This is a genomic window from Desulfotignum phosphitoxidans DSM 13687 (genome assembly GCF_000350545.1).
In the GTDB taxonomy this organism is placed as follows: Bacteria; Desulfobacterota; Desulfobacteria; order Desulfobacterales; family Desulfobacteraceae; genus Desulfotignum; species Desulfotignum phosphitoxidans.
Map to the genome: position 1 here is coordinate 235553 of NZ_APJX01000001.1, position 15019 is coordinate 250571.

Here is a 15019-nt window from a genome sequence, read left to right on the forward strand (position 1 = left end):
CTCCTAAATAACCTCTACTAATTTGTCGCCATCATCTGTTCACCCGGGTTCACCACCTCACCTTTGAATATAAAGGTCTTGATGCCGATGGTTCCGTATGTGGTTTTGGCCTCAATAAAGCCGTAATCCACATCAGCCCGAAGGGTGTGGAGGGGGATCCGTCCTTCTTTATACCATTCCGTTCTGGCCATTTCAGCACCCCCCAGTCGGCCGGAACAAATAATTTTGATACCCTTGGCACCAAACCGCATGGCTGAAGTGACGCTGCGCTTCATGGCGCGCCTGAAGGCAATCCGTCTTTCCAGTTGCTGAGCGATATTTTCAGCAACCAGTTGTGCGTCAATTTCCGGTCTGCGCACTTCTTTGATATCGATTAGCACCTCAGGTTTCAGAATTTTTTCAAGCTCCTTTTTAAGCAGGGCAATCTCTGATCCTTTTTTCCCGATGATAATACCGGGTCTGGCTGCATAAACTCTCAGCCGGATCTGTTTGGAAAACCGTTCAATTTCAATTTTGGAAATACCGGCATGGTATAATTTGTTTTTGAGAAATTTTCGAACTTTGAAATCTTCCTCGACAAATTCCGCATACTCTTTGTCTGCATACCATCTGGAGTCCCATGTCCTGATGATGCCTAATCTTAATCCGGTCGGATGTACTTTCTGGCCCAAGCTAAGTTCCTCCTCTTAGTCGATCTGAGCGACTATTACAGTTAAATGACTGGTACGTTTTAAAATTCTGCTGGCTCTTCCTCTGGCTCTCGCACGAAATCGTTTCAAAGAGGGCCCCTGATCGACGATAATATTTTTTACAATCAGTTTATCCACGTCCAGCTCGTTGTTATGCGCTGCATTGGCAACTGCAGATTCAAGCGTCTTATGGATAATTCCAGCCGCCTTCAAAGGCATAAATTTCAAAGTCGTCAACGCCTGTTCCGCACTTTTTCCTTTGACCTCGCCGATGGGCAGCCGAAGCTTGAACGGTGATATCCTTGCAAATTTTGTACTTGCTTTTACTTCCATGTCACACCTTATCCCTTATAATCCAGTGGAGCCATTAATTTTACCGTTTGGCTTTTTTATCTCCAGCATGACCCCAAAATGTTCTTGTCGGTGAGAACTCACCCAGTTTATGACCCACCATATTTTCAGAAACAAAAACAGGAATGAATTTTTTTCCATTGTGAACGGCAAACGTGATGCCGACCATCTCCGGTAAAATAGTCGAACGTCTTGACCATGTTTTAATCACTTTATTGCTGTTGGCATTTCTTGCCACCAAAACTTTTTTCAAAAGCGCCGGTGCAATATAGGGTCCTTTTTTCAATGATCGTGGCATAATTTATCACCTATTATTTTCTCTTAGCCCTTCTTTTAACGATATACTGATCCGTCCTCGCATTATTCCTGGTTCTCTTGCCTTTGGTGGGAACTCCCCAGGGCGTACAGGGCTGGCGACCTCCCGAAGAGCGGCCTTCGCCGCCACCCATGGGATGATCCACCGGGTTCATGGCAACACCTCGAACAGACGGTCGTCTACCCAGCCATCTGGATCGGCCCGCTTTGCCAAGACTGACGTCTCCGTGTTTTTCGTTGCCGACCCGTCCAACCGTTGCCTTACATTTCACATGAACCATACGGACTTCACCGGACGGCAGCAGCACCTGGGCGTAATCACCTTCCTTGGCCATGAGCCGGGCAAACGCGCCCGCGCTTCTGACAATTTGCCCGCCTTTGTCCTGTTTTAGCTCTATATTATGGATCCGGGTACCTGTGGGAATTTTTTCCAGCGGCATGCAGTTACCGGGTTTAATATCAGCATCCGGTCCGGTTTCCAGAATATCGCCCACTTTTACTTCCAGGGGTGCCAGTATATATCGCTTTTCGCCATCTGCATAAACCAGCAGCGCGATCCGGGCACTTCGGTTGGGATCATATTCTATGGCTGTGACTTTGGCTGGAATCCCATCCTTATCACGCTTGAAATCGATGATACGGTACTGTTTTTTTGCGCCACCGCCCCGATGCCTTGTCGTCACCCGTCCGTTGTTGTTCCGCCCGGCTTTTTTACTTATCTTTCTGGTAAGACGTCTTTCAGGTTTCGACTTGGTAATCTCTTCAAAAGAAAGGAATTCCTGGGAACGTCTTCCGGGAGATGTCGGTTTGGCCTTTATTATCGTTGACATAGATTTACCTCTCTAAACGCCTTCAAAAAAATCGATTCGTTGCCCTGGCATCAGCGTCACAACAGCTTTTTTCCAATCTTTCCGCTTGCCGATAATCCGGCCCCGCTGCTTGACTTTACCCTTGACCTGAATGGTTCTGACCTGTTTCACCTTGGTGTTGAAATTTCTTTCAACCGCATCCTTGATCTCAAGGCGATTCGCTTTTTTGTCAACCTGCAGGGTCACCTGATTGTTCAATTCCTTTTGAAGGGTCGTCTTTTCAGTCACCACAGGCCCTCTAATGATATCGTATTGTTTCATATCAGCTCAACCTCCCCTGAATATTCTGAATACTGGACTCTACCAGCAGGAGATGCTTGTATTTCAAAATATCATAAACATTCAGACCTGCCGTCTTGATCACTTTCACATGAGGGATATTCCGGGAAGACAATTCCAGAAGTGTATCATCCTGTGCATCCGATACGATCAACAGGTTGTTCAGTTTCAGCACTTCCAGAACGGAAGCCAGTTGTCTTGTCTTGATCTGGTCCAATTTGAAATCATCGATCACAAAAAGTGATTTTTCTTCGCACTTGCTGCTCAAAGCCATTTTCAAAGCAAGCTTTCTCACTTTTTTCGGCACCTTGTACGCATAAGATCTTGGAGACGGTCCAAAAATAATTCCGCCACCTTTTCTCAGCGGAGATTTGATACTTCCGGCCCGCGCATTCCCGGTACCTTTCTGCCTGAAAAGCTTTCTGGTGCTTCCTTTGACCACACCACGTGTTTTAGACGCAGCTGTCCCTTCCCGCCTGGAGGCGAGCTGGGATCGTACCACATCGTGAAGAACACTTGCCTTGACCGGTACGCTGAATATTTCATCAGGAAGCTGGGTTTCAGACACTTTTTCACCTGCACTGTTCAATACATCTACAGCTGCCATATTCTTCCTCTTAATTTTTGATCAACTATGCATCACCGCGGTTATTCCGCAATACCCATAGCCGCAATATTTCAACCGACTTTCTGAAAATCGGCCAAATCTATTATTTCCTGTTAACTGGTTTTATAAATCTTGATAATACCTGTTTTAGGCCCTGGAACCGCACCCTTCAGCAACAAAAGATTTTCATTTTGTTTAATGTCCACAACAGTCAGGTTTTTTACGGTTTCCTTCTCGACCCCCATGTGGCCCGGCATACGTTTGCCCTTGATCACCTTTGCAGGCCATGCACTGTTTCCGATGGAGCCTGGTTTCCGGTGATTTCTGTTCCCATGGGTTTCCGGTCCCCGGCTAAATCCATGACGCTTAATAGTACCCTGGAAACCCCGTCCTTTGGACGTACCTGTCACTGTCACTTTTTCACCGATGGAAAAAATATCCAGATTCACAACCGCACCCGGCGCCACTCCTTCAACTGATGGGCTGCGGAACTCCTTTAATACGCGGTACCCTTTGTCTGTCGCTTTTTTTAAATGACCAGCAATAGGTTTGTTCTGCTTTTCAACCGGGGTTTCATCAAAACCGAGCTGAAGCGCTGTGTACCCGTCTGTTTCTTGTGTTTTCACCTGTGTAACCACACAGGGTCCCACCTGTACAACAGTAACAGGAACAAGCCTTCCATCTGATGCAAAGGCACTGGTCATACCAATTTTTTTTCCAATTATTCCGTTCATTTTTGGTTCCTGTTATCGAGCTATAACTTGATTTCCACATCGACGCCCGGTGACAAATCCAGTTTCATCAGAGCGTCTACCGTCTGTTGAGTGGGCTCCAGAATATCCAGCATCCTTTTATGGGTCCGAATTTCAAACTGTTCCCGTGACTTTTTATTGACATGGGGTGAGCGCAAAACCGTAAACTTGTTGATCCGGGTGGGAAGAGGAACCGGCCCCACTATTCTGGCACCGGTTTTCCTTGCCGTATCAACAATATCCATAGAGGACTGGTCCAGCAGCTTATGATCATAAGCCTTGAGCCGAATTCTTATTTTTGTTTTCAGCATGATTGCGTTCTTTCTTAACCCTTATTCAAAAATTTCAGCGATGACGCCGGCGCCCACGGTACGACCGCCTTCCCGCACGGCAAACCGCAGTTCTTTTTCCATGGCGATGGGAGCAATCAGCTCCACATTAATGGTGGCATTGTCGCCCGGCATGATCATTTCAACACCTTCTTCCAGGGTCAGCACACCGGTCACATCCGTGGTCCTAAAGAAAAACTGAGGCCGGTACCCGGTGAAAAACGGGGTATGACGTCCGCCTTCTTCCTTGCTCAACGCATACATTTCCGCTTTAAACTTGGTATGGGGCGTAATCGTACCCGGCTTTGCCACCACCTGGCCTCTTTCCACCTGATCCCGTTTGGTTCCGCGCAGCAGCAACCCGACATTGTCTCCGGCCTGTCCCTGATCCAGCAGCTTTCTGAACATCTCGACGCCGGTACACACGGTCTTGGCAGTATCACGAATCCCCACCAGTTCAATCTCATCACCCGGTTTGATCACGCCGCGATCAATACGACCGGTCACAACCGTACCCCGTCCGGAAATGGAGAACACATCCTCAATGGGCATCAGAAACGGCTTGTCCATATCCCGTTCCGGTTCCGGCACGTAGGAATCCAATGTGCTGAGCAACTCAAAAATCGGCTTGGCTTCGTCACTGTCCGGGTCATCGCTCTCCAGCGCTTTCAATGCAGATCCACGGATAATCGGCGTCTCGTCACCGGGAAAATCATAGGAATCCAGCAGCTCCTGAAGTTCCATTTCCACCAGCTCGATCAATTCCTCATCATCCACCATGTCGCATTTGTTTAAAAATACAACAATTCTGGGCACCCCGACCTGGCGGGCCAGAAGAATATGCTCCCGGGTCTGGGGCATGGGACCGTCATCTGCGGACACCACCAGTATCGCCCCGTCCATCTGGGCAGCACCGGTGATCATATTTTTGATATAGTCGGCATGGCCCGGACAATCCACATGGGCATAGTGACGCGCATCGGTTTCATATTCCACATGGGCGGTGGCAATGGTAATTCCCCGCTCTCTTTCTTCCGGAGCTTTGTCAATCTCATCGAACGGAACGTATGTTCCGTGCCCTTTTAATCCGGCATGCTTGGTGATTGCAGCGGTCAGCGTGGTCTTGCCATGGTCGATATGACCAATGGTTCCAATGTTTACATGCGGCTTTTTCCGCTCAAATTTCTCCTTAGCCATCTTCTTTATTCCTCCATTGGAATGTTTTTGAGAATTCTTATTTTTTTACCACCTGAAATGAGCAAATGCCTTGTTGGCCTCTGCCATCTTGTGAGTATCTTCTTTCTTTTTCATGGCTCCACCCCGCTGATTATATGCATCCATCAGTTCAGCAGCCAGCTTTTTTTCAAACCCTTTTTCAGAGCGCCCCCGGCTGAAATTGATCAACCACCTGAAAGCCAGAGCGGTCTGCCGGGCCGGATTGATATCTGTGGGCACCTGATAGGTGGACCCACCGATTCGTCTGGATTTGACTTCCACAGCCGGACGAATATTGTCCACTGCTTTTTTAAATACATCCAGAGCCGGCTCACCCACTTTTTCCTCGGCGATCAACAGGGCCGTAGTCACTACTTTCCGTGCCGCATTTTTTTTGCCGTTTTTCATCACGCAGTTCACGAATTTTGCCGCAAGCTTTTGTTCCTGTGTGGCATTTTTCGTCAAATTTTCACTTATGATATATTTCTGTGCCATGTATCATGTCCATTTTTTAGTCTTAATTGAATTACTTGGGCCTCTTGGCACCGTATTTGGAACGGCCTTGCCGCCTGTCATCCACACCCAGGGTATCCAGCGCCCCTCGGACGATATGATACCGGACACCTGGAAGGTCTTTGACCCTGCCACCTCTTACCAGCACCACCGAGTGCTCCTGAAGGTTGTGCCCCATGCCCGGAATATACGCCGCAACTTCCATCCCGGTCGTCAATCTGACTCTTGCCACTTTTCTCAAGGCGGAGTTCGGTTTTTTAGGCGTTGATGTATACACCCTGGTACAAACTCCTCGTTTCTGCGGCCCACCTTTCAAAGCGGGCGTACTCACCTTTTCCTCAGCTTTTTTTCTACTTTTTCGAACCAACTGATTAATGGTCGGCATAATTTTTCAACGCTCCTTATACATTCTATACATCGCCTTACACGACAAAATATTTAATATTACTTACCAAAATTTAAAATGTCAAGAAATTTTTAAACTTCCATTACAAATTCACAGCCTTTCCCAACCCGACCTCCACATTTTGATAGCCCGGGAAACCGGTACCGGCAGGGATCAATCGTCCCATCACCACGTTCTCTTTCAACCCCTTGAGTCCATCATATTTGGCTTCGATGGCGGCCAGAGTCAGTACCTTGGTAGTTTCCTGGAACGATGCTGCAGACAGAAAACTGTCTGTAGACAATGAGGCCTTGGTAATCCCTAGAATCAGGGGTTCACCTTTGGCCGGTTCTCCGCCCTTCATTGCCACCTCGCGGTTGGTTTCCTCGAATACGACCCGGTCCACCTGTTCATCCGGGATAAAATTGGTATCACCCGTGGACACCACCTTGACCCGGCGCATCATCTGACGGATCACCACTTCAATATGCTTGTCATTGATGCGGACCCCTTGCAGGCGATACACTTCCTGGACCTCATCCACCAGATATTTGGCCAAAGCCACCTCCCCCTTGATATTCATGATATCCTGAGGGTTTGCACTGCCGGCGAGCAGGGGATCCCCTGCTTTGATGAAATCCCCGTCGTAAACAGTGACATGCTGCCCCTTGGGAATGGCATATTCTTTTTTCTCACCCACATCGGACGGTGTTACCGTCACTTTCTGCCGGCCTTTGGTTCCTTTGGACACACTGACGGTACCGTCTATTTCCGATAAAATAGTGGGATCTTTGGGTTTCCTCACCTCAAACAGTTCTGCCACCCGTGGCAGACCACCGGTGATATCCTTGGTTTTGGTAGTTGCTCTGGGGAGCTTGGCAATCACATCTCCTGCCAGAACATGGTCATCTTCCTCCACGGTTAAAATAGCATTGACCGGCAGATAATACCGGGCTGCGGCATTGGAAGAAGGCAATTTCACAGCTTTTCCGCTGGCATCCCGCAATGTAATGCGGGGACGGGTTTCAGAATCTTTGCCATCGGTAATGGTCCGGCTGACCTTACCGGTGACCGGGTCGATCTGTTCCTGAACGGTATTGCCGATTTCAATATCCGAAAACCGGACCCGACCGGATACTTCTGTAATAATGGGGGTGGTAAACGGATCCCAGCTGGCAATGATTTCACCGGGCTCAACGAACTGACCGTCTTTGGCTTGCAGTGTGGCGCCGTAAATAACTGTTTCCCTGGCCCGTTCCCGGCCGTCTTCACCCACAATAGTGACCCCGCCTCCTTTTCGGTTCATGACAATGATGTCATTTCCCGCAGTGGTAACGGTCTGAAGTGTTTCATTGTATTTGAGAATCCCGCCGACCCGGGCCTTGACCTCGGCAACTTCCACTTTTCTGGAAGCGGTTCCGCCGATATGGAAGGTCCGCATGGTCAACTGGGTTCCGGGTTCTCCGATGGACTGGGCCGCCACAATTCCGATGGCCTGTCCGATCTCAACCGTGTCGCCGTGGGCCAGATCCCGGCCGTAACATTTGGAACAGACTCCGTGTTTTGAATTACAGGTCAGCACCGACCTGATTTTTACCTTCTGAACCCCGGCTGCTTCAATTTTTGCCACGTGCATTTCCGTTAATTCCGTATCCACACCCACAATGAAGTCATCGGAATAAGGATCTTTGACATCTTCCTGAATCACCCGGCCCAGAATCCTTTCTCCCAGCGTTTGAATGACTTCTCCGCCTTCGTACAATGCCTCCACCTCAATTCCATTGATGGTACCGCAGTCTTCTTCAATAATGGTACAATCCTGTCCCACATCAGCCAGCCGCCGGGTCAGATAACCGGAGTTGGCTGTTTTCAGAGCGGTATCTGCCAGACCTTTTCGGGCCCCATGGGTGGAAATAAAATACTGGAGCACGGTCAGCCCTTCCCGGAAGCAGGCGGTAATGGGATTTTCAATGATCTCACCGGACGGTTTGGCCATCAGTCCCCGCATCCCGGCCAGCTGCCGCATCTGATCCTTGGACCCACGGGCCCCGGAATCCGCCATGACGTACACCGCATTCAGCCCTTCCAGGGCTTCAATATTCTTGGCACCGGTGGGATTTTTCATCACTTCCATCATGGCATTGGCAATATCATCGGTGGCCTGGGCCCAGATATCCACGACCTTGTTATATTTCTCACCCTGGGTGATCAACCCTTCTGCATACTGATTTTTGATCTCCAGAACATTATTTTCCGCTGCGGATACGATATCCCATTTCTGTTTCGGTATGATCATGTCATCCACACAGATGGACAACCCGCCCAAAGTGGAATATTTATATCCGATATCCTTGAGCCGGTCGGACAGAACCACGGTTTCCTTCAACCCGATATTCCGGTAGGCATAATCGATCAGGTTGACAATGGATCCTTTGTCCATGAGCTTGTTTACCAGTTTGAACGGCAACGTGGTTTTCCGTTCATCCACTTTGAAAACAGTGAACCGGTCACCGACCATCCGGACATCCGTGAACTGGCCCAGCTTCAGCCCGAACAACTGCTCGACCACCACATCCGATACCTGAAACAGATTTTTAAATTCCTTTCGGGTCAACAACTCGGTTTTACCAAGCGTTTTTTTGATCTCGTCATCAGAATATTTTTTCAATACGTCGTCAAAGGGTTTACCGGCTTTCAGTTCCGCCAGCGCCGCTTCGCACGATTCTTCGGATTCGGTCCGGATCCGGGTCAAAGACAAAAGGGTATCACCGGGGATGGTTTCCCACAGCAGAATCCGGCCGGTGGTGGTATCATAAATTTCCCCGTCGATCCGGACCTTTATTTTGGCATGAAGTGCCAGAGAACCGGCGTCAAACGCATACCGGACTTCTTCGATGGAGGAAAAAATACTGCCCTCCCCTTTCTGGCTCGACACGGCCCGGGTCATATAATAAATGCCCAGTACAATATCCTGGGTGGGCACGATAATGGGCTGTCCATTGGCCGGTGACAAAATATTGTTGGTGGAAAGCATCATCACCCGGGCCTCCAGCAGGGCCTCCAGAGACAAGGGCACATGCACCGCCATCTGGTCTCCATCAAAATCCGCGTTGAATGCCGGACAGACCAGAGGATGCAGCTGAATGGCCTTACCTTCGATGAGTACCGGCTCAAATGCCTGGAACCCGAGACGATGCAGGGTCGGTGCCCGGTTGAGCATCACCGGATATTCCTTGACCACCGATTCCAGTGCATCCCAGACTTCATTTTCTTCCTTTTCCACCATCTTTTTGGCACTTTTTACCGTGGAAACCAGCCCTTTTTGCTCCAGGTAGTTATAAATAAACGGTTTGAAAAGCTCCAGAGCCATCTTTTTGGGAATACCGCATTGATGCAGCCGCAGTTCAGACCCCACCGTAATTACGGTACGCCCGGAATAATCCACCCGTTTTCCCAGAAGGTTCTGGCGGAACCGGCCCTGTTTCCCCTTGAGCGTGTCACTCAACGATTTGAGCGGTCGTTTATTGGTCCCCGTGACAACCCGGCCATGCCGCCCGTTGTCGAACAGTACATCCACCGATTCCTGGAGCATGCGTTTTTCGTTTCTGACAATGATATCGGGTGCGTTCAGATCCACCAGACGTTTGAGACGGTTGTTCCGGTTCAGGACCCGGCGGTACAGATCATTGAGATCAGACGTGGCAAACCGTCCCCCTTCCAGGGGAACCAGCGGCCGAAGATCCGGCGGCAGTATGGGGCAGGCCGTCATGATCATGCGCGAGGGTTCGATTCCGGAATTCAGAAAAGCGGAAATCACCTTGAGCCGTTTGGCCATTTTTTGCTGTTTGGCCACTGATTTGGTGAGATTGATCTCTTCTTTGAGTGTATCATGGATGCTCTGAAGATCCAGTTCATCCAAAAGTGTCAAAATCGCCTCCGCTCCGATCCCAGCTACGAACGCTTCTTCTCCGAATGTTTCAAAGGCTTCGTAATACTGATCATCTGATAAAAGCTGGTATTTTTTCAAGCCGGTATCCTTGGGATCCATCACAATATAGGAATCAAAATACAGTACTTTCTCCAGACTCTTCAACGTCAGATCCAGCGCATTACCGATCTTGGAAGGAAGACTTTTTAAAAACCAGATATGGGAGACCGGAGATGCCAGCTCGATGTGAGCCATGCGCTCACGCCTCACCTTGGACTGAATGACTTCCACCCCGCATTTTTCACACACCACGCCCCGGTGTTTCATGCGTTTGTACTTGCCGCAGTTACATTCGTAATCCTTGGTGGGTCCGAAAACCTTGGCGCAGAACAATCCGTCCCGCTCCGGTTTGAACGTCCGGTAATTAATGGTTTCCGGTTTTTTGATCTCCCCATGGGACCACTCTCTAATCTGGTCGGAAGAGGCAAGGCTGATCTGAACACCCTGATAAATCTTGGGATCTTTTGGTTTTGCGAAGAAATCGTATATATTATCCAATGCTTTCTCCTTATTTACTGCCTTCTATAAGATTCATATCCAAACCCAGACTATTGAGCTCTTTGATCAAGACTCTAAATGATTCAGGCATGCCCGGCTCCAGTACACTCTGGCCTTTGACGATCTTCTCATACATTCGGGTTCTGCCCACCATATCGTCAGATTTGACCGTGAGAAACTCCTGAAGCGCATGGGCTGCACCATAGGCTTCCATGGCCCAGACTTCCATCTCCCCTAAGCGCTGCCCGCCGAACTGTGCCTTACCGCCCAGAGGCTGCTGGGTGACCAGGGAATACGGACCGATGGACCGTGCATGCAGTTTATCATCTACCAGATGATGCAGTTTAAGCATGTACATAGTTCCCACAGTGACCGGAGTATGAAAAGGCTCACCGGTTCTGCCGTCATAAAGCGTCGATTGACCGGAACGCTGATATCCGGACATGTCCAGCAGGTCCTTGATCTCATCTTCCGTGGCCCCGTCAAATACCGGCGTGGCGGTATGAACCCCACTCCGATAAAGGGAGGAAAACTCCAGCAGTTCCCGGTCATCCATGGCATCGATCCGATTGGCCAGCACATCTTCGATATCATCGGCTTTCTGTTTTTCGGTCAAAGAAAAGATACTTTTTACTTTGTCCCGAAGCGCATCCATACGTTTTTCTTCGATCATTTCATTGATCTGCTGTCCTAACCCGAACGCAGCCTGACCCAGATGAATTTCCAGAATCTGGCCGACATTCATACGGGAAGGGACTCCCAACGGATTGAGCACCATGTCCACGGGACGTCCGTCGGCAAAATACGGCAGATCCTCCACCCGCAGAATCCGGGAAACCACCCCTTTGTTCCCGTGCCGGCCGGCCATTTTATCCCCCACGGACAGCACCCGCTCCATGGCCACGCTGATTTTGATCAATTTCAAAACCCCCGGGGGCAAATCATCTCCTTTTTCAAATCGGGAAACCTGTCGATTAAAATGTTCTCTGGCTTTTTTAATCTGTTCCTGGGCCTGCTCCAGAATCTGCTGGGCCTTTTCCGTCATTACGGCATCTTCCACAGACAGATGCACCAGAAACGATACCGGAATGCCTTCCAGCATACCGGGTACGATGGTATCTCCCTTTTTTATCTGTTTTTTTCCGGATTTTTCCAGATCTGCCGTCACCTTGTGTCCGTCCAGGATCAATTCCACTTTTTCTCTGGCTACCAGGGAAATAATCCGAATCTCATCATCCCGGTCTTTTTCCAGACGTTCAATTTCTTCATCCTCAATAAGCCGGGTGCGATCATCCTTGGGCAGACCTCTTCTGGAAAACACCTTGGCATCGATCACTTTGCCGCTGACCCCGGGCGGGACCGTCAACGAGGTGTCTTTGACATCTCCGGCTTTTTCTCCGAATATGGCCCGAAGCAGTTTTTCTTCCGGAGACAGCTGGGTTTCCCCCTTGGGTGTAATCTTGCCCACCAGAATATCTCCGGGAAACACTTCCGCGCCCAGACGAATAATACCGCTGTCATCCAGATTTTTCAGCGCGTCTTCTCCCACGTTGGGAATATCCCGGGTAATCTCTTCTTTACCCAGTTTGGTATCCCGGGCAAGAACTTCGAACTCTTCCACATGGATGGATGTATAAACTCCGTCTTTCACCAGACGTTCACTCACCAGAATGGAATCCTCATAATTGTATCCATCCCAGGGCATGAATGCCACAGTGACATTTTTTCCCAACGCCAGTTCACCCATTTCCGTGGAGGGTCCATCCGCGATCACCTGGCCTTTTTTCACCCGGTCCCCTTTGTCCACAATGGGCCGATGGTTGAAACAGGTATTTTGATTGGAACGGACAAATTTGATACAATTATATATGGATACCGCTTTATCAAACCCTTTGCTTTCATCGTCATTTCTGACCACGATGCGCTTGGCATCCACATCCACCACAATGCCGTCATAATCCGCAACAATGGTGACGCCTGAATCTCTGGCCACCACACTTTCCATACCCGTACCCACCAGAGGCGCTTCACTTCGAATCAGCGGCACAGCCTGACGCTGCATGTTGGATCCCATCAGCGCCCGGTTGGCATCGTCGTTTTCCAAAAATGGAATCAACGCAGCCGACACAGATACCAGCTGATTCGGAGACACATCCATGTACTTGACCACATCCGGGGGAACCAACTCAAATTCACCGGCCACCCGGGCGGATACGGTCGGATTGATAAACCGGCCACCCGTATCCAGCGGTGCATTGGCCTGGGCAATGGGGTGGTCTTTTTCCTCGAACGCGCTCAAATGCTGAATGGTTTTGCTGGCCACCGAATCATTCACCAGACGGAAAGGCGTTTCTATGAATCCGAAATCATTGACCCGGGCATAGGTGCACAAAGACACGATCAACCCGATGTTAGGACCTTCCGGCGTTTCAATGGGACAGATACGTCCGTAATGAGACGGATGAACGTCCCTGACCTCAAATCCGGCACGTTCCCGCGTCAATCCGCCGGGTCCCAGGGCGGACAACCGGCGTTTATGCGTCGTTTCAGACAATGGATTGGTCTGATCCATGAACTGGGACAGCTGGGACGTACCAAAGAATTCTCTGACCACGGCTGAAACCGGTTTGGGGTTCACCAGATCGTGGGGCATCATGGCATCGACTTCCTGCATACTCATTTTTTCTTTAATGGCCCGCTCCATACGGATGAGCCCGATGCGATAATGATTTTCCAGCAATTCCCCGACGGCACGCACCCGACGGTTGCCCAGATGGTCGATATCATCCACCTGCCCCTGGGTATCTTTGAGTTCGATCAAGGTTGCGGCCGTCAGCAGTACATCTTCTTTCCGAAGGGTTTTTACATCCAGCATGGTATCCACGCCCAGGCGCAAATTCATTTTCAGACGTCCGACTTTGGAAAGGTCATAATAAGCCTGACGGAAAAACAAATGGTCAATAAAATCCTGGGCCACTTCAATGGTTGCGGGATTTCCCGGGCGTAACCGGCGATAAATATCCATCAGCGCCACTTCTCTGGATTGTACTTTGTCACTCACCAGAGTTTTTCTCATGGCATCGGAACTTCTGGAATCCACATGCAGAATATGAAAATCTGATATTCCGTGATTTTCAAGAATCTCAAAAGTATCTTCTTCGATCATCTCACCGGCCTTGAACAGAACACCTGCGCTGTCCGGGTCCTGGATATCCCGGGCAAACGCTTTTTGCATCAGATCTTCGATCGTAACCGGAATAAAGGTCAATCCCTCATCCGCCAATTGCTTCAAAGCCCGTTTTGTAAAGATTCTTCCCTGTTTTACAACCACATCCCCGGTCTCAGGTGACAGGATATCGTAACTGGCCCGCTGCCGAACCAGGTTGTCAGGAACAAACTCCTTAAAAAACGAGCCTTCCTTTTTAACAATGCGCTCTTTCCGGTAAAAGAAATCCAATATGTCTTCGCTGCTGTAGCCAAATGCCTTGAACAGAATGGAAACCGGAAATTTTCTGCGCCGGTCGATCCGGATATTGATGATGTCCTTGGCATCGATTTCCATATCGATCCATGACCCTCTCACCGGAATGATTCTGGCGTTGTAGATAATTTTTCCTGTGGAGTAATTCTTTCCCTTGTCATGGTCAAAGAAAACACCGGAAGAACGGTGCAACTGGCTCACAACCGCCCTTTCAGTCCCATTGATGATAAATGTGCCCTTACGGGTCATCAAAGGAATGGTGCCGAAATAAATTTCCTGCTCTTTGATATCACGAATGGTGGCATTGCCTGTGTCTTTGTCATGATCATACACCACCAGTCGAACCCGGATGTTGACGGGAATATCGTAGGTCATCCCTCTGCTGATGCATTCCTTCATGGAATGCTTGGCTTCACCGAAAGAATATGACACATATTCCAGGGAAGCAGTATCGGTGAAATCCTTGATGGGGAAAACCGATTTAAATACCGCATGCAGCCCTTTTTCTTCACGTTCTGCGGGCAGAGTTTCACGTTGTAAGAAGCTTTCGAAAGAATTGCGCTGCATACCGATCAGATCCGGTATATCAATAATTTTCCGCTTGCTGCCGAATTCTTTTCGGATACGCTTGTTGGTCAAAAGACTATCGGTCATGTTGTCTCCCAAAAGTGAGTTTTTCCAACCGTAAAAGCGGAGACACGACCCTATTGTCATGTCCCCGCACAGGAATAATGCTCAAAAGCGTGTA

13 protein-coding genes are annotated in these 15019 nt (G+C 49.3%); all 13 read right to left on the reverse strand.

The annotated features are described in order from the left end of the window. Positions 1-17: 17 nt before the first annotated feature. Complete coding sequence (gene rpsC / locus DPO_RS01110; protein ID WP_006963751.1) at positions 18-671, reverse strand: 30S ribosomal protein S3; 654 nt, start codon at positions 669-671, stop codon at positions 18-20. Between the two features lie 15 nt (positions 672-686). Further along, entirely contained in the window at positions 687-1022 is a 336-nt protein-coding gene (rplV, locus tag DPO_RS01115) for a 50S ribosomal protein L22 (RefSeq protein ID WP_006963752.1), read from the reverse strand. A 40-nt stretch (positions 1023-1062) separates the two neighbouring features. Further along, complete coding sequence (gene rpsS / locus DPO_RS01120; RefSeq protein ID WP_006963753.1) at positions 1063-1338, reverse strand: 30S ribosomal protein S19; 276 nt, start codon at positions 1336-1338, stop codon at positions 1063-1065. 13 nt (positions 1339-1351) lie between these two features. Beyond that, complete coding sequence (rplB, locus tag DPO_RS01125) at positions 1352-2185, reverse strand: 50S ribosomal protein L2 (protein ID WP_006963754.1); 834 nt, start codon at positions 2183-2185, stop codon at positions 1352-1354. A 12-nt stretch (positions 2186-2197) separates the two neighbouring features. Then, positions 2198-2485: a 50S ribosomal protein L23 gene (gene rplW, locus DPO_RS01130; protein ID WP_006963755.1), complete on the reverse strand. Its 288-nt coding sequence runs from the start codon at positions 2483-2485 to the stop codon at positions 2198-2200. Position 2486: 1 nt separating this feature from the next. After that, positions 2487-3110: a 50S ribosomal protein L4 gene (rplD, locus tag DPO_RS01135; RefSeq protein WP_006963756.1), complete on the reverse strand. Its 624-nt coding sequence runs from the start codon at positions 3108-3110 to the stop codon at positions 2487-2489. 113 nt (positions 3111-3223) lie between these two features. After that, positions 3224-3844 carry a 50S ribosomal protein L3 gene (gene rplC / locus DPO_RS01140; RefSeq protein WP_006963757.1) on the reverse strand — a complete coding sequence of 207 codons (621 nt, stop codon included), beginning with the start codon at positions 3842-3844 and terminating at the stop codon, positions 3224-3226. 20 nt (positions 3845-3864) lie between these two features. Further along, positions 3865-4173, reverse strand: a complete 309-nt coding sequence (gene rpsJ, locus DPO_RS01145; RefSeq protein ID WP_006963758.1) for a 30S ribosomal protein S10 — start codon at positions 4171-4173, stop codon at positions 3865-3867. Between the two features lie 21 nt (positions 4174-4194). Further along, positions 4195-5388: an elongation factor Tu gene (gene tuf, locus DPO_RS01150; RefSeq protein WP_006963759.1), complete on the reverse strand. Its 1194-nt coding sequence runs from the start codon at positions 5386-5388 to the stop codon at positions 4195-4197. Between the two features lie 45 nt (positions 5389-5433). Beyond that, a complete protein-coding gene (rpsG, locus tag DPO_RS01155; RefSeq protein ID WP_006963760.1) occupies positions 5434-5901 on the reverse strand; it encodes a 30S ribosomal protein S7 in 468 nt (155 codons plus the stop codon). Between the two features lie 31 nt (positions 5902-5932). After that, the gene (gene rpsL / locus DPO_RS01160) at positions 5933-6304 is read right to left on the reverse strand and encodes a 30S ribosomal protein S12 (protein WP_006963761.1); all 372 of its coding nucleotides are present in this window, start codon (positions 6302-6304) and stop codon (positions 5933-5935) included. A gap of 103 nt (positions 6305-6407) precedes the next feature. Beyond that, the gene (rpoC, locus tag DPO_RS01165; protein WP_006963762.1) at positions 6408-10790 is read right to left on the reverse strand and encodes a DNA-directed RNA polymerase subunit beta'; all 4383 of its coding nucleotides are present in this window, start codon (positions 10788-10790) and stop codon (positions 6408-6410) included. Positions 10791-10800: 10 nt separating this feature from the next. After that, the gene (gene rpoB / locus DPO_RS01170) at positions 10801-14925 is read right to left on the reverse strand and encodes a DNA-directed RNA polymerase subunit beta (RefSeq protein WP_006963763.1); all 4125 of its coding nucleotides are present in this window, start codon (positions 14923-14925) and stop codon (positions 10801-10803) included. Positions 14926-15019 lie beyond the last annotated feature (94 nt).